The following is a 20,669-nucleotide window of genomic DNA, read 5'->3' as shown; positions in this document are numbered from 1 at the left end:
CGTCAGCAGCAGAGAAGCGAGATTATGCGGTACAGCGTGCAACTCGTCAACCCCTTCTTTTTCTCGTTTCGCTTACTGTTTTAACAGTGTTGCGTTGCGAGGGACAGAACTATAGCAAACGAAATTCACCTCTGCAAGGGGAGATGTATAGTTTCTCCCATGCCTTACATTCAAATACCTGAGCAATTGCCAATCGTCGTTGTGAGTGCCACGCGTTCGGAACGCGCGAGCTTCGACGTTCCCGCCGCAATCGATGTACTGGGGGCCGGCCGCATTCATGAAGGCCAACCACGGGTCAACGCCTCCGAAGCCCTGGCCGCTGTGCCGGGCCTGGTGGTCCAGAATCGGCAGAATTATGCGCAGGATTTGCAGATCTCTTCTCGCGGCTTCGGCGCGCGCTCCGCTTTCGGCGTTCGCGGTGTGCGCCTTATTGCGGATGGAATCCCGGCCAGCATGCCGGATGGACAAGGACAGGCAGCGACCTTCAACCTGGATATGGCAGAACGCATTGAAGTACTGCGCGGCCCATTCTCGGCCCTGTATGGTAACCATTCCGGCGGTGTAATACAGTTATTCACACGCGAAGGCAAAGGGCGCCCGACGCTGGAAACCAGCTCCAGCGCCGGCAGCGACGGTCTTCAAAAGATAGACATGTCTGCTCAGGGCAAGGCCGATGGCGTCGGCTACGCACTCGATGCCTCGCGCTTTCAAACTGACGGCTTTCGCAATCATAGTGCCGCTACGCGTGAGCAAGCACACGCAAAGTTGAACATGCATGTCGGCGGCGGCGGAAAGCTGACGCTGGTCGCGACTGGCCTGCGCCAGAAGGCCACGCAGGACCCGCTGGGCGTGACTTGGGCGACCTGGCAGCTCGATCCACGCGCGGGTGAGACCGATGCCACCGACACCTTAGCGCCCAAGCGTACGCTGGCCGAGCGCTACGACACGCGTAAAAGCATCAACCACCAGCAGGCGGGGATCACCTGGGAACAACCGATCGGCGACGCCAGGCTGCTGCTCGCCGCCTATACAGGAAACCGCCGAGTAGTACAGTACCAATCTTTCTCGCGGGGCTTCCAGGCTCCGGCGACGCACTCTGGTGGCGTTGTCGACTTCGATCGCGACTTTCACGGCGGAGAGGTACGCTGGCAGAGCGTGCTGCGGCTCGCCAATGGCATGCTCACAACTTCAGCGGGCGTTGAATATGGGGCCGCGACGGACGACCGCAAAGGGTACGAGAATTTTTCGGGAACCACACTGGGCGTGAAGGGCCGGCTGCGCCGCGACGAAGACGACTCAGTGTCCAATGTCGACCCCTATGCCCAGGCGGAATGGCAGGAAGAGCGCTGGCAAGTAACAGCCGGCTTGCGCCGCAGCCGAATCAGCGTCTCGGTGACGGATCGCTTCACCAGCAATGGCGACGACAGCGGCAAACTGCGCTTCAGCCAGGTCACGCCGTTAGCGGCGGTGCTTTACCACGCAACGCCGTCACTGAACTTCTACGTCAGTGCCGCACGCGGCTTCGAGGCACCGACGCTGAACGAGCTATTTTATTCCGGCGGCGGTGCCGGGTTTAATTTCAACCTCCGGCCCGCGCGCAGCAAGCACGTCGAAGGTGGTGCCAAGGCCATCCTGGCGCCAGGCGCCAGGATCGATGCCGCCCTCTTCGAAATTCGTACCAGCGACGAGCTGATAGTGGACTCCTCGGTCGGGGGACGTACCAGCTACCGCAATGCGGCTCGTACCGTCCGAAAAGGCGTGGAAATGTCTTTCGACACCGCATGGGGCGCAGGATTCAGCTCGCGTATTGCCCTGACATCACTGCGCGCCACCTACGAGAATGGCGCGCACCTGCCCGGCGTGGCGCGTGCCTACGGTTTCGGCGAACTGGCTTGGCGGGAAAGCGGTGGCCGCTGGGGCGCAGCGCTGGAAGGCGTGGCCAGTGCCAAGGTTTATGCGGAAGACAGCAATACCGAGCGGGCCGCTCCAGGCTACGGCCTGCTGAATCTTCGCCTGACCGCGGTACAGGCTGGAGCAGAATGGCGCGTCAGTGAATACGTTCGCCTGAATAACCTGGCCGGCAAACAGTATGTCGGATCCGTCATCGTTGGCGATGCCAACAAACGCTACTACGAGGGAGCGCCAGGCCGAAACTGGGTCGCAGGCGTCTCCGCCCGCTACCAGTTTTAGGGATAGACGAAGGATTTCACCAGGGTCAGCTCGCCCGGGGCACGCAGGGGTACCATGAAGGTTTGCTGCTTCTCGCTTGGCGTATTCTCGTTGGTGATGACAGAGACGGTGGCAACGGTAATCACCTGCTTCTCGGAATTGCCGCCGTAGTAGTTGACGTAGACATGGTAATTACCCTTGGCCGGCGCCGGGCTGGAATAGATTTCCGGGCCATAGCCGCCGGTTACGTCGACATCCAGTCCGCTGCCGTCGGGCAGCATGCGCTGGCCGAACCAGGAGTGGCCGCCATTGGGCGTTATCACGTGCAGGTCGACATCGGTGCCCGGACTGTCCCATGACAGCACAACGCGCAGGCGCGACTTGGTCTTGCCGCTGTAGCTGTCGTAGAACTGGCTGCGCGCACGGCTCTTGCCGTCCGCTGAACGCACTTCGACGCCGTTCGAGCCGGGACCGAAGATGTATGGGCGCGCAAAGCTGCCGTCTTCCTGCAATTCAAGCGGCATGGCCACGCCGTTGACGATCAGCTTGGCCGGCTTGTTCCGGCCTGCGCCCGCGATCTTGCCGCGGATCTGCGCCGTTTCGGCCTGCCCCGGCTGCATGTTCACGACGGATGCCGGGTAATTCACAGTCTGGCTGTACTGCTCCTCGCTGCCGCCCGAATGGCGCCAGCCGCTTTTTGGCGACTCAATGCTCACTTGCGCCATGGCGCATGCGGGCAACAGCAATAGCGGGAGGCAGAGTTTCTTCATGTGTTCAATATACAAAGGATTTAACAAGGGTCAGGTCGCCGATCTTGCGCAGTGGGACAACGAAGTCCTGCCGCTTTTCGCTGGGCGTGTTTTCGTTGAAGACCAGGGTGATGCGGGTAGTGATGATGGGGCGCTGGCGCGTCGCTTCGTCAAAGTGATAGCCCGAGTCGCCGAAATTGCCCCAATAGTTCACCCACACCTGGTAGGTGCCGTGCAGCGGCGAAGTCATGGTGAACATCTCCGGCCCGGGGCCGTCTACGCTATCCGCATCCAGCCCGCCGCCATTGGACAGGAACGGATTGGCAAAGAAGGCGTGCTGGCCGTCAGGCGTGATGATGTGCAGGTCGATCTCGGCCTGGTTGTCGTCCCAGGCGCCAATGATGCGCAGCCGCGGCTGCGGCCGGCCGGCGTCCGTTTCGTAGAACTGCATGCGCTTCAGCGATTTGCCGTCCGGCGAACGGATTTCCACGCTGTTGGAACCGGAGCCGAAGGCATAGCCGCGTGCATAACGGCCCTCCTGGTCGGTGTACAACGGTGTCGGGTTGCCGTTCACGATCAGTTGATGGAAGGGCCGCTTGGTGCTGATTTTTTCCAGCTGGCCGCGGATCATGGTGCGGTTCTTCTGGGCGCCGCGGTCGATCAGCGAATACGGGTAGCTGACGGCGAGCTCGCCGGACTTGTCGGTCATGCCGGCCCGGTTCCAGCCGCCGACCGGCCCGGTCATGGTCTTGTCCTGCGCCAGCAGCGGCGCGGCGGCCAGCGCCAGCATCAGTGCGGCAATATATTGGATGCGTGTTTTCACATAGCCTCCAGGGAGAGGTCGTTCAGGCGGCGCGCCAGGCGCTCCACATAATCTTCATCCTGCCCGCGCGGGTGGCGGCGCAGGCCGATGTGCAGGTATTCATGCGCCAGCGTGATACGGTCTTCGCGCGCGCTTAGCGGCCGCATGAAAATGCGGTTGCGCGACTGCTCGGAATATGGCGAACCGGCGCTCAAGGCGCAAACGACAGGCATTTGCGCCGGCGCCTCATAACCGTCTTCGCGGCGCAGCATGCGCTCCCAGCGCGGCAATGCATAGGCCAGCCATTGCTCATTCTTTGCCAGCCGCGCACAAGCGGTGCCGGTGTTGCCTGCAATGGCGAGGGTGGTGCCGGGATAGGCCGCCGCCAGGATGTCATCAAAACTCCTGCCGGCGCGCGCCTGTGCCTGGGCATCGCTCCAGGCCAGGACGTTGGCTCCGGCTTTGCTGCTGTGGTAGCGCACTTGTGCGCCGTCCAGCACCAGCTGGTCGGTCCAGCGTGCAACCTCCAGGGCGGCGGCGCTGGCCGGATTGGGGCTGACGCGCTGTGTGGCGCTGCTGTCCGTAATGAACTGGCAGGACTCCGCACGGCGCGCGTTCTGCTGCAGGTAGCTGCGGGCGGCGACGGCGAAGGCACGCGCGGCCTCCATCTCAGTGGTGCTTGCTTCACGGTCGATCACGCGCGCCACATATTCGTTCACGCCCATGCGGCCGCGAACCTGCAGCTTGCCGTTTGCCGCGGCGGCAAGCGACAGCTCACCGCTGCTGCGGATCGGCAGGCTCTTGCCGTTCTCGAACTGCACCACGTAGCGGCCGCTCAGCGCACCCGGCCCAGCCAGGCCGTTCGCCGTACGCACGGCACGCACCGGGTAGCGGGTGAAATAATCGACCACTACGCAGCCGCTGTCTTCCGCCGGCTGCACCGGCGGCAGCGCTGCGGCGATTTGCGGTGCCCATTTCTGGAAGATGCCGGTGCTGCTGTCGCTGCCGCCGAACCATACTGGAGTGCCGTCGGCCAGCCAGCCCGCCGCGCCGCCCAGCCTTGCATCCTCGTTCTTGGGATGGTGCCAGGAATAGGTTTTCACGCGCAGTTGGCTGCCGAACCAGCGTACACTGCCCGCGCCGCGGCCATCCAGCACCACGCGCAGCAAGGCCGCCTCGGCTTCGGTACGGCTGGCAGCCGGAATGCTGGCCAAAACGCGCAGCAGGCTGCCGAGCGTGACCAACCGCGCCGGCTCCAGCCGCGCGGGATCGGCCAGCCAGGCGAATTCGCCGGCAGGTATGCTGCCAAGGCGGCGCTTCCAGTATTCCTGCCACGGTTTCTGCGCAATGCCCAGGCGCTCCGGCGCGAAGAACAGGCCGCAGGACTGCGCCAGCGCGGCATCGCGGCTTACGCTGCCGCCGGCGTCGCAGCAATACACTTCCTCCTGCTTGCGGCCGCCGCAATTGTAGTCCGGCGTAGCAAGCTTGCTGTCCACCGCGTAGACGTAGACAAACAGCTTCCACAGGCTGCCAAGCGGGATCTCCGAGCTGGCGACCATCGGCTGCAGCGCCGATGCGCTGCGTTGCTGCAGTTGCACTGCCTGTACCTTGCCGTCACGCCACCACGCCAGGTCGAGCGAGGCCGCCGCCGCGACAGGCGCGGCGGCGGCCAACAACAAGGCGGGCAGCAGGCGTTGCAGCATTACTCGACTTTCAGCGTACGCGTGGTCTTGCCGCCGCCCTCGAAGGCTTTTTGCTCCGGCTGGTACATGCGGTGGAAGCGCGTTGGCGGCAAGGTGTAGCTGCCTTTCTGGCCGAAGCGCAGCAGGTGGCGCACGACGACCTCGCCGCTCAGCGGCTCGATCGGCACGGCATAGCCGTCGCGGCGCTCGACGTGGCGCGCGCGCTCCAGCTGCACCGGCTCGTCGCCCGCCAGCTTCATGCCCCAGGTGGTCGATTCAACCATTGCGCCCGGCGGCAGGGCCACTTCCAGCAGGCCGAAACGATGCGAAGCGCTGCCTGCCTTGAGCTTGATTTCGTCCATGTACAGTTCGTCCGTGCGCAATGCTTCGCCCGGCTTGACCAGTTCCATGGTGTAGCCCTTGGAGCCGGCCTTCATGCGCAGGATACGGCGCTCGATGCCGACGTCCAGCGCGTGCTGTTCGACGGCGCGGCTGTCGTATTGCACGATGGCGACGGTAACGGCCGGCGCGGCTTGCGCCAGCTTCAGTTGCTCCGGCAGCGCCTTGGCGTCGGTCCAGCGCCATACCGGCTGGCCGCTGCGGCTATCCAGTTGCTGCCATGCGCCTTCTACGGCGGCGACAGGCGGCCTTGCGGCAGGCGAGCCGCCCAGTTTCTTCTGCACCCAGACCAGGGTCAGTGCCCGGTCCATGGTCGGCATGTCGGCACGCACGGACGACAGCACGGCGTCAGCTTGCGCGGCAGGCAGTTCGCCGGCCAGCATCAGCAGGGCCTGCGCTACCGGCGCCGGCGAGGCGTGCAGTGCGGCCCATGCCTGCGGCAACTGCTGCTGCAAGGCCGGCGGCAAGGCGATGCCGTTCTGCGCTGCGACAACCGATGCCAGGCCGACCGCCATGGCGCGCGTCACGCTGTCCTGGCCATCCGCCAGCAGGACGCTGCTGGTGACGCCTTGCTTGCGCGGTGCGGAGCCGACGTCCAGGTTGGCGCTATCGGCAACCAGGCTTTCCGCCAGCGTCTTCGTTGGCAAGCCCATTTCATGCATCATCCACAAGCTCATGGCGCGCTCCAGCGGGCCATTATTCTTGCCATGCTCGGTATAGACGCTGACCAGGTTGTTCCAGTGCTCGCCCGGCAGCTCCAGGCGCAGGGCGCGCGAAGCATACCAGTCGGCGTAGTAGGCGTAGGACGTCATCAGTGCATCGCCCTGCGTTGCCGGGCCCCACCAGCTGAAGATCGCATTCGGGCCGGCCATCGAGACCAGGCGCAGGCGCTGCGCCTGCATGATCGCCATCAGGCGCTCGCGTACTGGGCCGGCGTCCGCTGGCATGCTTTGCGCTGCCATGGTCAGCGGGATCAGGCGGCTGGCCGTCTGTTCCACGCAGCCGTATGGGTACTCGATCAGGTCATCGGCAATGCGGGCAAAGTGGCTTGCAGCGCCTTGCGCGAACGAGACGCGGATATTGCGTGCATCGGCCGGCAGTTTCAACGCGTTGTCGGTGCCGGCCAGCGTCACGCTCATGCTGCGCGGGCTGCTCCAGGCGGCAGGCTGCTCCTGCACCTTGGTGTCGAGCGCATCCACCAGTTTGCCGTCCTGCTTCACTTCCAGGCGCAGCGGTGCGCTACCGACTGCAACCGGGAACTCAACGTAATTCACGCCAGGCTTGGCAGAGAGCTTCTCCACCTTGGGTTGCGGACCACCGGAGAGCGTCACTTCCAGCGGCTTCGTCTCGCTGGTCTGGTTGAAGATGGCGACGGATGCGCGCGGCGCATCGCCGGTGCGCAGCCAGTCCGGTGCGGTCCACTTGGAGTAGAAGGACTTGTCGGAGCGCAGGTAGCCGGTGCGCTGGCCAACGCGGCCCTGCGCATCCATCGCGCGGCCGGTGATGCGCCAGCGGGTCAGGGCATCCGGCATGGTGAAGGTAACGCGCGCCTTGCCGTCGGCGTCGGTCTTCAACGAGGGCGCCCAGAAGGCGGTATCGACGTTGTCGCGGCGCGGGCGTTCCAGCACTTTCACGCCACGCTCGTTGTAGTTATGGCGCCCCGGCACGTTCTGTTGGCGGCCCTGCGCCATGTCGTAGCTGATGAAGGACAGGCTGGCCGTGGTGCGTACATTGTTGCGGCGCGGATGATAGAAGAAGTCCGAAATATCGGGTGCGATTTCCGGCTGCAGGACGTAGATCATTTCATCCACCACGCCCAGCGCCACCAGGGTGGACAGCGGCTTGCCATCGAGCTGCGCCGTCACGTCCAGCGTGACCTTTTCGCCCGGCTGGTAAACCTCCTTGTCGGTCTTGAAGCTCAGCGCAATGCGCGGTTCGATCACCTGCAGGCCGGCGTTCTGGAACACGAAGTCGCCGTTGCGCGTGTAGGCCACGGAGAAGGTCATGTTCGGGCCGTGCTCCTCCTTCACAGGAATGCGCACGCGCCACTGGTTCTTCGCCACGCGCTTGGCCTGGTACCAGTCTGCGCCGCCACTCATCAGGCCATACTGCTCGACCTTGTCGCGCTCCATGGTCAGCAAGGCCTGGTCGATAGGGTCGGAGAAGGTCACCAGCGCTTCGGCGGTCTCACCTGGGCGATAGCGCGCCTTGTCCATCACGATCTCGATGCTGCCCGGCGCGGCCTGCAAGCCTTCGCCGCTGACCCAATGGCTGGCGCCTGCCAGCAGGTTGCCGCGCTCATCGCGCAGCGAAAGCTGGTAGGAGCCCGCCTTGGCGAAGTTCACATCCCAGCCCTTGGCGGCCGGATCGAATTTGCCTTCGGTCTTTTCCTGCTTTTCGAGCTGCACCATCTCCCAGCGCACCGGGCGTGCGGCCCCCTGGCCATCGGCCACCAGGTCGAAGTGCACCTGCTGGCCTGGTTCGGAGAAGGAACGCGCCGCCTTCAGCTGGTAGCTGCTGATGGAGCGTTCGATCATCAGCTCGCGCGTGGCCTTGACGCGGTAAGCCGCGCCGTCGGTTGCCATCACGGTCAGTACGTAGCGCGACGGGTCCGTCGCTGGCGGCAGCGTGAAAGCGTAGTCGCCGCTGCGGTCGGTTTCCGCCTCCTCGGACTTCAACTGCACGGGGAACAGGCCGCTGTAACGCAGCTCGCCTTCCACCATGGTGTTCTGCTGGCCGCGCAGGGACAGCGACAGCTTGGCATTCTTGACCGGCTTGCCGTCCGGGTAGCGCAGCGAAATGGTGCCGCTGACTTTTTCGCCGGTCTTGAATTCCGGCTTGGCCGGCTGGACATTGATTTCGAAGTGCGGCTTGACGTATTCCGCCACGCGGAAAGCCGCGCCGTACAGGCCGTCCTTGTAGCTGAAACGCAGCTCATAGCCGCCGGCAGCAGCCTGCTCCGGCAGGCGGAAGCGGGCTTCCGTACCCGTTTCCGGGGACAGCTGCAGGGTTTGCGTCAGCACCGGCGTGCCGTTCGGATCGAACACGGTCAGGCCGATAGGCGCGGCAGCTGCCGCTTGAGACAGGCGCGCCGATTTGAATTCGCGGCCGAGGAACTTGACGTTCACTTCGTCGCCCGGACGGTACAGCGGACGATCGGTCACCGCATACATCTTGGTGTTATAGATCTCGCTGTCGTAGTAGAAGTTTTCCGACACGAACACGCCGCCGCTGCGGTCTTCGCCGATCACATAGGTGTGCTCAGGGCTGCTGCGCTCCATCGACACCACGCCATCCTTGGCGGTCCTGCCGGATTGGAGCACGCCGGTGCCGTCGGTCCACATCACGTCGGCATCCGCCACGGCTGCGCTGTTGTCGCGGCGCGCGGCCCATACCAGCATCTGGCCGGACGACACCTTGGTCACCGCCATGGTGTCGGAGACGAATACCAGGGTGGTAGCGCGGTGCTGGCCGATAATGGCTTCCACCAGGTACAGGCCCGGCTTGCGCTTGCCGACCGGGATCATCACATTGCCGCTATTGCCTGCAATGAATTCGCTGCTGGAGCCGTCCATCTTCACGCCCTTCGGCGGCTCGATCGCCTTCGCCTGCCAGATTGGATAGCGGAAGCTGTCCACCATCTCGAAGCCCTTGATCGGCTTGTACTGGGGATTGTTGGCAAACACGGTGGCGCGCTTCATTGCTTCGCCGTTCGTCGCCAGCCTGGGCTGGTTGGTGGTCACGGCGTGGCGTGCCTCGGACGAGAAGATGCTGCGCCATGCCAGGCGCGACTGCTTCCACCAGCTATCCCACAGGAAGCTCAGGGCATTGGCCAGGCCCTCGCCCTGGTAATTGCCGTCGACCTGCACGCGGTGCAGGTTGCGCTGCTTCTTCAGGAACTCCAGCGGCTGCGGCACGCGGTAAACCACGATGTCGGCGCCGGAATACTGTTCCAGCTGCGAGCGCCCGAAGTCGCGGCCCGGCACCTCCAGGCGCACGCGCGCTTCATCCGTGCTGCCATAGCTGGCATCGGACAGGAGGAAGAATGGCTCTCCCTTGAACAGCGTATAGCCGCTGGACGGTGCCTCCTGTGCTTGCGCACCTGCCAGCGCAGTCAGCGCCAGCAAGCCTGCGAGGCACAGCTTCAGGACAGAAATGACAGCCGGAATACGCCGGCGAAGTTGGGATTGTTGACCGCTGGTTGCCACCGCGTGTCCTTCCATGTCGTTAGTTGTTGAATATCGACGGTACGAAGACCGTTATCTGTTGGGGTGACGGTGCCCGTGTGGTAAGCGATATGCGCCCCCATCCACACCATCAAATGTTGTTCGTCGCCCTGGTCGTAGAACAGCAGGTCGCCCGGGAGCGCCTGGCTGATCTCGCGCGCCACAAAGCGGCTGTTGTGCTGTACCAGAGCCAGCGCCGTGACGAAAGCCCCTACCTTGCCCTCGCCTTGCAGCCAGCGGTTGCGCAAAGCCGCCTGCTGCGGCGTCAGGTCCAGTTCAGGCGGCAGGCGGCGGTCGCTGGCGATGCCGTTGGCGCGCATCCACCTGGCGTCATGCGCTGACAAGGCTTCGTTGACGGCAAAGCGCACCAGGCCCGCGCAGTCGCGATGCTGCCAGCGCGGCGACGGTCCTTGTTCGACCTGGGCGCTGATAATGCGCAGCATCCACGCCTGGAAGGCGCGCGACTGTGCCTGCGACAGGCGAACCTGCGCATCCCTGGCGCTGGTCAGCGCCAGCACCTGCGGCGCCGCTACGGCGGCGGCGCAAGCTGCCAGCAGGCGCAGCGTACTGCGGCGCTTCATTTGCCCGTTGCCTGCCATTCCAGCGGCTGCCACGCAATGCCCTTGGCCGGCACGGACTTCAGCACCATGCGGTAAGGCGGGTATTTTTTCAGCGCTTGCAGGCGCGGCACCAGGTGAGCATCGACCGCGCCTCGCAGCACGGGCTCGCGCTGGCTAGGCAGGGTGTTGAAGCTCTCCACTTCGATCAGCTTGGCCAGGGAGGCCGGAGCGATCATGCCAACGGTGTGTTTGGCGTCCGGCAGCAAGTCCGAAGCGGCGGGCATTTCCTTGCGCTTCACGGCCAGCACCTGGTCAACCAGCTTGCCGTCCGCCGAAAACACCACCGTGTTGCCGCTGATGGCCAGCGTTGGCGTGGTAGCGCCCTGCGCGGTGGAAACCGCCCCACTCCAACGCAATTCGCCCTTCTTGCCTTGCTGTTTCTGGACGCTCTTGCCGTCGCGGATCGCCGTCTGGAACAGGCTTTCGAACAGCGCCTCATTGCCGCCGGCGCGGTTAGCCACGAATACCGGCGTGTGCAGGCGGGAGTTGCCGTACCAGCAAGCGGCGACAGGGCCACTCAGCTCGGTCGCAAGCGGCAGTACCGGCTGGCTGGTCTTGCCGCCGATGCTTTTCAGCACCGGCTGCAGGCTGGTCCAGTCCACCGGCAGCGCGAAGCAGCTGCTTGGGTTGTATGGCAGCGCGCTCCACAGGGCACTGCTGTCATAGCCATCCTTTGGCAGTTTTGCCGCGTCGAGCAGCATCTGCGAGCGCCAGGCGCCCTTGCTGAAATCGAAGCGCAGTGCCTCCAGGCCGCTGAAGAACGGCTGGTAGCCAAAGGACAGGAAATCGGCCTTGATGGCGATGCTGTGGCCATCCTGCGCCGCCTTCTCAAAGTGGAACTGGTCGTGGAAGACCTTCTGCTGCGCGGCGTCCTTGCCCAGCAGCTTGGCGACGGTGGTTTGCGCCGTATCGTCGCTCACCTTGCGATCGGAACCATACAGCATGCCCGGGTTGGACAGGATCACCATGCGGTCGCCGTGCGCCGCGAACAGCAGGTTGCGCTGGTAGGCATAGTTCAACGCATACACCGGCACCTTGTCGCCATCGACGCGCAATTCGCCGGCGATGGTAAGCTGCGTATCCTTCAGCGCCACTTTGCCCGCTTCCTCGAGCACGCGCGCCAGCTTGCCGCGCGAAACGGAGATCACGTAGTGTTTGAGCGAGCCATCGGCATCGCGCCACATGGCCACTTCCGCAGGTTCGTCCAGCACCATGCGGATCAACTGGTCGCCCCAGCCCAGTTCATGCTCGTAGGCGATGCGGCGCAGGCTGCCCTTCAGGCCCAGGCGGTCTTCGGTCTGCTCGTAATAAAACAGGAAGTCCTCGCGCAGCACGTCGCGCGCCAGCGGCACGGTCAGCAAATCACGCGGCAGGCTGGAAAGGCTCGTCGTAACGACCAGCGCGTCCGGCTTGGACAGGTCGATCTTCAGGCTGTTGACAGGGCCATTCATGGCGCCCCAGCCAAAAGCCCGGTAGGCGAAAACGCCGCCGGCAACGACAACAACTGCCGCGGCGATCTTGGCCAAAGTCTTTTTGTTCATGGCGGGTCCAGCAAAGTTATATTAAATACAACGACGCCGAATTTTGCCACGGAGTAACCAAATTAGCTAGCTAATTTCGCCAATCGTGCGAGCGGATTGCAGTAATAGCTGGAGCGTTTTTGTGCCCGCGTACTCGGGTATCTGCTTCAACGCTGCGTTTTTGATCCTTCCCAGGTGGGACAGGTTTTTCAGTTTCCCCTGCTGGAACAGGAAAATGCAGTCATCCACAAAGTGCATCATTTCCTTGCGCGACAGCGAGTCGCGCGCCTGGAACTCAGAGTAGCGCTCCATATGGCGCTTGTCCGCGCGTTGCTTGCGACGGCACTCCACACAGCGCACGCAATCGACGTCAATGAAGAATCCCCGCGTTTCGTACCAGTCTCGCTGCTCGCGTGCATAGAATATGAACGCACGCGAACACTCGACGCAGGTTTTCAGCATGTCCACATAATACGGACGCGGAAAGACCGCGTAGCGCTGCACACTCAAGTCGGCACGAAGGGCTGTCTGCGGAAAAATATGTGCGCTACCGTAACGCCAGTAAGACCCGCGCACTTCCTGCTCTGTGAGTATGAGTTGCGAACGCGGCGGCTTCCCGCGATAACGAGGATGCGGCACCAGATCATCCACGCTTTACCTCGCAATGGCTGCACGTATCGCGCTTCTCGAACGCGATCGAGACCGGCAGGAAGCGCGCGATGACTTCGGCGTTGGTGCGCGTGTGCTGCGACAGCACGTCCATGGTGAAGCTGCCGCCGCCGGCCAACGCCATCGGGACCAGCAACTGGTCCGCCAGATGCTCGCTGACCGCAGCACCCGATGCGATGAAGCGGCGAGCCTGTGCCACTGCGTCGCGCGCCACCTCCTCCGAGCGCCGGGCCTTTTCGCCGAAAGCGACGAAGACTTCCGTCACATGCTCGTGGTCCAGCGTAATCAGCAGCGCGTTGCCCGGGCCCCAGCTATCGGGCAGGGTCCTGAAGCGCAACTGCTCGCCGGACCAGCCCATGGCGCTTGCCACACAATCGAGCTCGCGCTTGGCGACGCCGCCCGGCACGGCAGCGACCAGGCTTTCCGCATACGCTTCGCGCCGTTCGCCGCGTGCTTCCAGCGCCAATCGGCGCCAGGTCGCCAGCGGCTTCACGGTGGCCCGTACCGCGCCGCCGCCCGCCGGATAAAAGCCCGCGCGCTCCAGCACGAATTCAACTTGCGCACCCATCTCGGCCATGGCGCGGCCATAAGCGCGCTGCAGGAATTCCGCCGGCGGCGCCTTGGAATTATGAGTGCCGCCGCTGACGCGCACTACCGACTCGCCCGGTGCGTACAGCAGCGCCGGCACCACGGTTTGCAGCACCAGCGTCGAGCTGCCTGCCGTACCGATCTGGAATTCATACACGCCAGCCTTGATCGCACCCGGCGCGAACGCCAGGCTGGTCGAGCCCAGCGCATCGCCTTCAACCTTCGCTCCGGAGATTTCGGCCGCCGCCTTGACCGAAGCAAGGTGCTGCCGCATCAAGCCCGGCTTCGAGCGATTGGCCCGGATGTTCGAGATACGGAACGGCTGGCCGGTAATCATCGAGAGCGTCAGCGCAGTGCGCAGCACCTGGCCGCCGCCCTCCCCTTGGGATCCATCAATTTCAATCATTCTTCTTTTTATCCTTGTTCTTACCCTTTTACGCACACCACCTGTTTCAGGGTATGCACAACTTCAACCAGCTCTTCCTGCGCCTTCATGACCGCCTCGATGTCCTTATAGGCCATCGGGATTTCGTCGATCACGCCTTCGTCCTTGCGGCACTCGACGCCCTCGGTCGCCTTCACCTGGTCTTCCAGCGAGAAGCGGCGCTTCGCCTCGTTACGGCTCATGGTACGGCCGGCGCCGTGGCTGCAGCTATTGAAGCTCTCCGGGTTGCCTTTACCGCGCACGATAAAGCTCTTGGCTCCCATCGAGCCCGGAATGATCCCCAGCTCGCCTTCACGCGCCGACACCGCGCCCTTACGGGTCACCAGCACGTCCTTACCGAAGTGGCGCTCTTTCTGCACATAGTTGTGGTGGCAGTTCACTGCTTCCACGTGCGTCTGGAACGGCTTGGTGATGACGGTGCGCACGGACGCGATCAGGTTCTGCATCATCACCTCGCGGTTCATGCGGGCGAATTTCTGCGCCCAGCCCACCGCTTCAACGTAGTCGTCATAGTGCTGGGTACCTTCTTCCAGGTAGGCCAGGTCTTTATCCGGCAGGTTGGCGATATGGGTGCGCATATCCTGCTGCGCCAGTTCGATGAAGTGGGAGCCGATGGCATTACCCACTCCGCGCGAGCCGGAGTGCAGCATGAACCACACCGAACCTTCTTCATCCAGGCACACCTCAACGAAGTGGTTACCCGAACCCAGGGTACCCAGGTGGCGATAGTTGTTGGTGTTCTTCAGCTTCGGCGTTTTCTGGCAGATCACGTCGAATTCATCCTTCAGCTGGCCCCATGCCACATCCACGGCCGAAGGCGGGTTTTCCCACGAACCGCGGTCGCGGCCGCGGAATTTCGGCGTCAAGCCGTGCGGGATCGCTTTTTCAATCGCGCTACGCAGTGGGCCCAGGTTATCCGGCAGGTCACGCGCATTCAGCGTGGTCTTGGCGGCCATCATCCCGCAGCCGATATCCACGCCGACCGCCGCCGGGATAATCGCACCCAGGGTCGGGATCACGCTACCGATGGTCGAACCTTTACCCAGGTGGACGTCCGGCATCACTGCAATATGCTTGTAGATGAAGGGCATCTTGGCCGTATTGGCCAATTGCTGGCGCGCTTCCGATTCAACCGGCACGCCCTTGGTCCACATCTTCACCGGGCTACCACCCGACACTTCCATCACTTCGAATTCTTTATCTTTCATCATAACTCTCATCTTCTAACGATTAATCTGCGCCGACAAGGGTGGAGACCACGCCATTCCATACCGTGCGGCCTTTGCCGGGGAGCGGCTCGGCATGCCAGCTGACGGTTGTGTGGCGGCGGCTGGTGGAAATATTCATCGCCGTGTGCACGCCGCCGTAGCTGCGTTTTACGGTTTTTTTGCCAACTGCGCCGGCACTGATGGTCCAAGCCTTGATTTGTGATTCCGCCATTTTGATCTCCTTTCGTCTTTGCGTACCTCTACCATTGCAAAGGGCGTGCCAGCTTGCTAAGTCATTGATAAATATAGATTCATGGAAATTAATGAATGTGGTAAATTATCTGAAAAGATAAATATTTATACGCGATGAAAAAGAAGATAGTCATCCTTGGTTTCCTCGGCACGCAACTGGACGGCGGACCGCGCACCCCGGCGCGATGGGAGAAATGGCGCCCGAGCATCTCGCTGCTGCAGCATGAAGACCTGGTGGTCGACCGGTTCGAACTGCTGGCCAGCGCTCATCACGACAGCCTGGCGCGGCAGGTCGAGGAGGACATGCACACCATTTCACCCGAGACGGTGGTGCAGCGCCACACGCTGCCGATCAGCGACTGGTGGGATTTCGAAGATGTCTACAGCCAGCTTTTCGACTTCGCGCGCAATTACCGCTTCGATACCGAGAACGAGGAATACTGGGTCCACATCACCACCGGTACCCACGTCGCGCAGATTTGCCTGTTCCTGATGACGGAGGCGCGCTACTTCCCCGGCCGCCTGCTGCAGACTTCCCCACCGCGCCGCGTTGCTCCCGGCAAGACGGGCGAGTACACGCTGATTGATCTGGACCTGTCGCGCTACGACCAGATTGCGCAGCGCTTCTCCAATGCGCAGCGCGAGGGCGTGGAATTCCTGAAGTCCGGCATCGCGACCCGCAACCCGCACTTCAACCTCCTGATCGACGAGATCGAGCACGTGGCAGCGCGTTCGCGCGCACCGATGCTGCTGATGGGGCCAACCGGGGCCGGCAAATCCTTCCTGGCGCGGCGCGTGTACGAGTTGAAGAAGGCGCGCCACCAGGTTGACGGCGCTTTCGTCGAGATCAATTGCGCCACGCTGCATGGCGACGGCGCCGGCTCAACCCTGTTCGGCCACGTGAAGGGGGCTTTCACAGGCGCCGCATCGGACCGTCCCGGCCTGCTGCGTACCGCGCACAAAGGCTTGCTGTTCCTCGACGAGATCGGCGAATTGGGCCTGGACGAGCAAGCCATGCTACTCAAGGCAGTCGAAGAAAAGCGCTTCCTGCCTATGGGTGGCGACCATGAAGTACGCAGCGATTTCCAGCTGATCGCCGGCACCAACCGCGACCTGGCACGTGAAGTCGCTGCCGGCCGCTTCCGCGAGGACCTGTTCGCCCGCATCAACCTGTGGACCTACTCGCTGCCTGGACTGGGCGAGCGGCCGGAAGACATCGAACCGAACCTGGACTACCTGCTGGCGCAGTTCGGCGCGGAGAACGGTTCCATGGTGCGCTTCAATAGCGAGGCACGCCAGCAGTACATGCGCTTTGCGGCCTCGCCGGATGCGCTATGGAACGGCAACTTCCGCGACCTGTCGGCTTCCGTGACGCGCATGGCAACGCTGGCCGACGCCGGGCGCATTACCGCGCCGCTCGTCACTGCGGAAGTAGCGCGACTGCAGCGCCAGTGGCGCCCGTTGGTGGAAGGCGCAAAAACCACGGTGACGCTCGATGGCCTGTTCGACGAAGAAGCCCTGGAGCAGATCGATTTGTTCGATCGCGTGCAACTCGAATCCGTCATCGCTGTTTGCCGCCAGTCGAAGACCATGTCCGATGCCGGCCGCAAGCTGTTCGCCGCTTCGCGCCTTGGCAAAGCAAAGCCGAACGACGCCGATCGTTTGAAAAAATACCTGGCCCGCTTTGGCCTGGAATGGGAACAGGTCTGTTAGAGCTTGGCGCGCAGGTGGCAGGTGTTGAAACGTTCACTCTGCTCGAAACTGATCGTCACCGGCAGGAAATGGGTGATCACTTCGGCATTGGTGACCGCATGTTGCGACACATGGTCCAGCGTATAGGAACCACCGCCCGCCAGTGCCATCGGCAACATCAACTGGTCCCCCAGGTGTTCGCCCACCGCAGCACTGGAAGCCAGGTAGCGGCGTGCCTCGAGCGCCGCCTCACGCGCTACCGCCTCGGCCCGCACGCCGCGGTCACCGATGGCGGAGAACAGCTCCGTTACCGTTTCACTTTCAACGGTCAGCAGGACCGCATTACCGGGGCTGGCAGAAACAGGCGCCAGGACTTCGCGCATTTGCTCCCCGCCCCATCCCAGCAAGTTGCGCACGGTTGCGTATTGGCGCTGCGCCACCTGCGCCGGCAAGCGCGCCGCGATGGCTTGCGCAGAAGCCTGCTGCAAGCCGCCCCGGTCGAGCAAATCGAGCCGGCGCAACTGCTTGCATGGCCACACATTGGCCGAGACGCTACCGCCGCCGGCTGGGTAAAAGCCATAACGTTCGATATCGATTTCGACGTTCGCCCCCATGGCCGCCAGCACGCGGCAATAAGCGCGTTGCAGGAATTCGGCTGGAGGCGCCTTCGGATTATGCGTGCCGCCAGTCACGGTCACGGTGGCAGGCTGCTCGGCAAATAACAACGCGGGGATCAGGGTTTGCAGCACCAGGGTCGTGCTGCCGGCAGTGCCGATATCGAAGTCGTACACGCCGCCGCTTACTCTGCCGGGTTCGAATTCCAGGGAAGTCGAGCCGACTTCAGCGTGGGAGACAGTGGCGCCGCAGGCGATTGCTGCTGCGCGTACCGCCGACAGGTGCTGGCGCCGCAAGCCAGGTGGCTGGCGGTTGGCGCGGATATTACGAATGCGGAAAGCCTGTCCGGTAATCATCGACAAAGTCAGCGACGTGCGCAGGATTTGCCCACCGCCTTCGCCCGTCGAACCGTCCAGTTCAATCATCGCGCACCTCCCTGCCGGCATTATGCTGCTGCCGGCAGGGAGGCGGCGCACGAACATCAATAGGTATTCAGTGCTTTCGAGAACTTGATCAGCCACAGGCGGCTTGGGCGCTCACGGTCGTCGCCGCGCGCAACGCGGATGGTGTTGGCCGCGTTGCAGCCCGCTGCACTGCTGGTGATGATGGTGCCGTTTGCATCGACATTGCACTTGGTGACGTCGGCATCGGCCACCGCTTCACCGGCCGGCGTGAAGATTCTGGTCTTCATGCCGAAGTCATTGTCATTCGCAAGAGCCAGCGTGCTGCCGTCGACAATAGTCAGGCCCTCCGCCTTTTCAGCCAGCCAGCCGATGGCGTTCAGGTCCAGCAGCAAGGTTTTCTTCAGCGTGACCACCTTGGACCAGTCGGCGCCATTCACCGCCACCGCGCCCATCGAGCTCTTTTCCAGGTCGGAGGTAGCCGGATTGTATGCCGCGGCGTTGATATCGGTAGCGCTGCCGATTTCCACCAGCATCAGCTTGTTGAATACCTTGCCGCCTGGCGCGGCTCCTTGCTCGATCACGATGAACTTGCCGTTACCCAGTGCGACCATGTCACCCAGCTTGGCGTTGCCGGTGCGGCCATCCGCATATTCGGCGCCATTCAAAGGGTAGGCAAACATGCGGCCGGTGCTGCCGGTCGTCGGGTCGAACTCGATCCAGCGGGTGAAGCGGGCAAAGCGCTCCACCTGTTCGCTCTTGCCGGTTACCGAATACGGCGCGCTGCCATCGGTCAGTGGGCTTTGCAGGAAACCATGCAGCTTGTCGGTTGCGGTATCCAGGGCCATGCCTTCCATGCCGCGGTTGGCGCGGCGCTTGGCAAAGATGGCAGGCAGGCCGCTGCCCGGCGCATAGCGCGACTGGATCACCCCACTTGCCGCGTCGATCTTGACGATGAAGGGGCCATATTCATCGGACACCCACAGCGCATTGCGCTTCTTGTCGAAGGCGATGGCTTCGGTATCCAGGCCATTCGCGCTGAACACCGCCTTCGTTGCCGCGTCGTACTTCATCGAATCAAAGACCGGCACTTCAGCGGAATTACCCGGCGTGCCAGCAGGAATGGCAAGGCCAGAGCTGTTGGTCGTCGCAGAAACCTTGATCGGCAATGAGGTGTTCAACACCGCGCCACCCTTGCCGACAGTGATCATGCCGATCGATGGCGTAAAGCTTGGCGCAGGGAAGATCTTGGCGCCCATGGTTCCGCTGCCGCCTGGATTAGGCACGTTCGGACCATCGCCGTTCGGGCCACGATCGGTCAGTCCATAGAATTCCAGGTCGCCGTTGGCATTCGCGCCCTTGAAGGCAAGCGCCGAACCATAGGATGGCAGGAAACCCTGCGGGAACTCTGCCTTCACCTTGGCATCACTGCCTTCATATGGAATATAGAAGCTGCTCGCAGCCTGCACCTGGTAGCGGGTCACGGTAACGGAAGCAGCAGGCTGGGTAAACGATTCCTGCACCGGCGTACCAACTTTGGAGGCCAGCGTATCTTCGAAGTGTTCGCGCACCAACTGGCGGCGATCATCATCGATGCCACGCGCAGCATACGCGGTGCCGGCGGCAACCAGGTTGGCAGCCATGGCCTTGTTGAAGTCCGGTGCAGCAGCACCGAAATCGGCAAACTTGCTGGCCAGTGCGGCCTTCACTTCCGCCGTGATCTTGATGCCGTTGGATGGATCATTGTCTTCATCCAGCAGTTGCAGTGCCAGCAGGCGATTGACCACCTTGGCGTCCTTCACGTCGGTCACGCCGGCCAGTTGCAGCGGCGTGATCATCGATGCGCAAGCGGCGCTGCCCAGGGCAATCCCGCCTACGCTGAAGCTGACGTTGTCGCCTTCCTTGCAAATGAACTCGCCCTTGGCGCCAGTAGCCGCCTTGGCTGCAGTGCCGGCTACATAGTCCGCGCCTTCAACAGCGGCATCGACAAAGGTGCCATTGACGGAGGTTTTGACGGGTTCGGGTTCACTGCTGCCGTTGCCGCCGCAAGCGGCAAGGGCGAGTGCTAATGGAAGGAGCGACAGGGATTTCATGCTGGCCTCTGGAATTCAAAAGGCGCAGCTTAACTAGCGGAAGTGACATACCGATGACAGAAAGCAAAAAGGCCCGCTGTTTAGCGGGCCTTTTTGGTTTATTACTTAGTCTGACGATAACCTACTTTCACACTGGTTGCAGCACTATCATCGGCGCAGAGTCATTTCACGGTCCTGTTCGGGATGGGAAGGGGTGGGACTGACTTGCTGTGGTCATCAGACTGACCGGTACTTGGTTCGCGCATGGCGCGTCACCAGGAATTATTAGCTTGACGATAACCTACTTTCACACTGGTTGCAGCACTATCATCGGCGCCAAGTCGTTTCACGGTCCTGTTCGGGATGGGAAGGGGTGGGACCGACTGGCTATGGTCATCAAGCATGACTTGTGTGCAGCGCGCCTTGCGCGCTGCGCAATCTGGAAGAAGTAAAGTTGGGTATCTCAAACACAGGCAAGTGCTGTATAACCGGCAAGGTTATAGGGACAAGCCGTACGGGCAATTAGTATCAGTTAGCTTAATGCATTACTGCACTTCCAC

At 62.6% G+C, this 20,669-nt stretch carries 15 protein-coding genes and 2 rRNA genes; 3 read left to right on the top strand and 14 right to left on the bottom strand.

Features of this window, described 5'->3' with window-relative positions:
• Together ASD07_RS31725 and ASD07_RS15640 are read left to right on the top strand one after the other, a co-directional pair.
• The coding region (locus tag ASD07_RS31725; protein ID WP_229207169.1) for a hypothetical protein at window positions 1-182 on the top strand (182 nt) is incomplete at its 5' end.
• Window positions 160-2,190 carry a TonB-dependent receptor gene (locus ASD07_RS15640; RefSeq protein ID WP_055932105.1) on the top strand — a complete coding sequence of 677 codons (2,031 nt, stop codon included), beginning with the start codon at window positions 160-162 and terminating at the stop codon, window positions 2,188-2,190. The genes ASD07_RS31725 and ASD07_RS15640, both read left to right, overlap by 23 nt.
• On the opposite strand, the gene ASD07_RS15635 is transcribed toward ASD07_RS15640, so the two are convergent.
• The 10 genes from ASD07_RS15635 to ASD07_RS15590 form a co-directional block, all read right to left on the bottom strand.
• Complete coding sequence (locus ASD07_RS15635) at window positions 2,187-2,939, bottom strand: YfaP family protein (protein ID WP_055932102.1); 753 nt, start codon at window positions 2,937-2,939, stop codon at window positions 2,187-2,189. The two genes, ASD07_RS15640 and ASD07_RS15635, sit on opposite strands and share 4 nt — an antisense overlap.
• A gap of 4 nt (window positions 2,940-2,943) precedes the next feature.
• The gene (locus tag ASD07_RS15630) at window positions 2,944-3,708 is read right to left on the bottom strand and encodes a YfaP family protein (RefSeq protein WP_055932110.1); all 765 of its coding nucleotides are present in this window, start codon (window positions 3,706-3,708) and stop codon (window positions 2,944-2,946) included.
• Between the two features lie 29 nt (window positions 3,709-3,737).
• Window positions 3,738-5,423, bottom strand: coding sequence for a DUF2300 domain-containing protein (locus tag ASD07_RS15625; RefSeq protein WP_055932099.1), 1,686 nt, complete (start codon window positions 5,421-5,423; stop codon window positions 3,738-3,740).
• Window positions 5,423-9,928 carry an alpha-2-macroglobulin gene (locus tag ASD07_RS15620; RefSeq protein ID WP_229207167.1) on the bottom strand — a complete coding sequence of 1,502 codons (4,506 nt, stop codon included), beginning with the start codon at window positions 9,926-9,928 and terminating at the stop codon, window positions 5,423-5,425. The genes ASD07_RS15625 and ASD07_RS15620 overlap by 1 nt, the downstream gene beginning before the upstream one ends.
• Before the next feature lie 17 nt (window positions 9,929-9,945).
• Entirely contained in the window at window positions 9,946-10,608 is a 663-nt protein-coding gene (locus tag ASD07_RS15615) for a DUF1175 family protein (protein ID WP_229207166.1), read from the bottom strand.
• On the bottom strand, window positions 10,605-12,188 hold the full coding sequence (locus ASD07_RS15610) for a DUF2138 family protein (protein WP_055932094.1): 1,584 nt from the start codon (window positions 12,186-12,188) through the stop codon (window positions 10,605-10,607). Before ASD07_RS15610 ends, ASD07_RS15615 begins: the two co-directional genes overlap by 4 nt.
• Before the next feature lie 66 nt (window positions 12,189-12,254).
• The gene (locus ASD07_RS15605; RefSeq protein WP_055932091.1) at window positions 12,255-12,818 is read right to left on the bottom strand and encodes a zinc-ribbon domain containing protein; all 564 of its coding nucleotides are present in this window, start codon (window positions 12,816-12,818) and stop codon (window positions 12,255-12,257) included.
• Window positions 12,811-13,830, bottom strand: a complete 1,020-nt coding sequence (rtcA, locus tag ASD07_RS15600; protein ID WP_055932088.1) for an RNA 3'-terminal phosphate cyclase — start codon at window positions 13,828-13,830, stop codon at window positions 12,811-12,813. The genes ASD07_RS15605 and rtcA (ASD07_RS15600) overlap by 8 nt, the downstream gene beginning before the upstream one ends.
• Window positions 13,831-13,850: 20 nt before the next feature.
• Window positions 13,851-15,077, bottom strand: a complete 1,227-nt coding sequence (locus ASD07_RS15595) for an RtcB family protein (RefSeq protein ID WP_156398017.1) — start codon at window positions 15,075-15,077, stop codon at window positions 13,851-13,853.
• A gap of 22 nt (window positions 15,078-15,099) precedes the next feature.
• Window positions 15,100-15,309 (bottom strand): hypothetical protein, encoded by a 210-nt coding sequence (locus tag ASD07_RS15590; protein WP_055932083.1) that lies wholly within the window; start codon window positions 15,307-15,309, stop codon window positions 15,100-15,102.
• Window positions 15,310-15,443: 134 nt separating this feature from the next.
• On the opposite strand from ASD07_RS15590, the gene rtcR reads away from it, so the two are divergent.
• Window positions 15,444-17,042, top strand: a complete 1,599-nt coding sequence (gene rtcR / locus ASD07_RS15585) for an RNA repair transcriptional activator RtcR (protein WP_055932080.1) — start codon at window positions 15,444-15,446, stop codon at window positions 17,040-17,042.
• Here the strand turns inward: rtcR and rtcA (ASD07_RS15580) are convergent.
• The 4 genes from rtcA (ASD07_RS15580) to rrf (ASD07_RS15565) form a co-directional block, all read right to left on the bottom strand.
• Window positions 17,039-18,061: an RNA 3'-terminal phosphate cyclase gene (gene rtcA, locus ASD07_RS15580; RefSeq protein WP_055932078.1), complete on the bottom strand. Its 1,023-nt coding sequence runs from the start codon at window positions 18,059-18,061 to the stop codon at window positions 17,039-17,041. The genes rtcR and rtcA (ASD07_RS15580) overlap by 4 nt on opposite strands.
• A 56-nt stretch (window positions 18,062-18,117) precedes the next feature.
• Window positions 18,118-20,130, bottom strand: coding sequence for an esterase-like activity of phytase family protein (locus tag ASD07_RS15575; protein WP_055932075.1), 2,013 nt, complete (start codon window positions 20,128-20,130; stop codon window positions 18,118-18,120).
• Window positions 20,131-20,238: 108 nt separating this feature from the next.
• A 5S ribosomal RNA gene (gene rrf, locus ASD07_RS15570) occupies window positions 20,239-20,351 on the bottom strand.
• A gap of 46 nt (window positions 20,352-20,397) precedes the next feature.
• A 5S ribosomal RNA gene (gene rrf, locus ASD07_RS15565) occupies window positions 20,398-20,510 on the bottom strand.
• Window positions 20,511-20,669: the final 159 nt, after the last annotated feature.

Origin of the sequence: Duganella sp. Root336D2 (assembly GCF_001425005.1) — a bacterium.
Lineage (GTDB): Bacteria > Pseudomonadota > Gammaproteobacteria > Burkholderiales > Burkholderiaceae_D > Rugamonas.
The sequence above is the reverse complement of the archived record's forward strand: the minus strand, read 5'-3'. Positions and strand labels throughout refer to the sequence as shown.

Bases quoted from the DNA above. Each gene is read 5' to 3' on its own strand.
- ASD07_RS15640 (WP_055932105.1), top strand. From the start codon at position 160: ATGCCTTACATTCAAATACCTGAGCAATTGCCAATCGTCGTTGTGAGT.
- ASD07_RS15635 (WP_055932102.1), bottom strand. From the start codon at position 2,939: ATGAAGAAACTCTGCCTCCCGCTATTGCTGTTGCCCGCATGCGCCATG.
- ASD07_RS15630 (WP_055932110.1), bottom strand. From the start codon at position 3,708: ATGCTGGCGCTGGCCGCCGCGCCGCTGCTGGCGCAGGACAAGACCATG.
- ASD07_RS15625 (WP_055932099.1), bottom strand. From the start codon at position 5,423: ATGCTGCAACGCCTGCTGCCCGCCTTGTTGTTGGCCGCCGCCGCGCCT.
- ASD07_RS15615 (WP_229207166.1), bottom strand. From the start codon at position 10,608: ATGAAGCGCCGCAGTACGCTGCGCCTGCTGGCAGCTTGCGCCGCCGCC.
- ASD07_RS15610 (WP_055932094.1), bottom strand. From the start codon at position 12,188: ATGAACAAAAAGACTTTGGCCAAGATCGCCGCGGCAGTTGTTGTCGTT.
- rtcA (WP_055932088.1), bottom strand. From the start codon at position 13,830: ATGATTGAAATTGATGGATCCCAAGGGGAGGGCGGCGGCCAGGTGCTG.
- ASD07_RS15595 (WP_156398017.1), bottom strand. From the start codon at position 15,077: ATGAAAGATAAAGAATTCGAAGTGATGGAAGTGTCGGGTGGTAGCCCG.
- ASD07_RS15590 (WP_055932083.1), bottom strand. From the start codon at position 15,309: ATGGCGGAATCACAAATCAAGGCTTGGACCATCAGTGCCGGCGCAGTT.
- rtcR (WP_055932080.1), top strand. From the start codon at position 15,444: ATGAAAAAGAAGATAGTCATCCTTGGTTTCCTCGGCACGCAACTGGAC.
- rtcA (WP_055932078.1), bottom strand. From the start codon at position 18,061: ATGATTGAACTGGACGGTTCGACGGGCGAAGGCGGTGGGCAAATCCTG.
- ASD07_RS15575 (WP_055932075.1), bottom strand. From the start codon at position 20,130: ATGAAATCCCTGTCGCTCCTTCCATTAGCACTCGCCCTTGCCGCTTGC.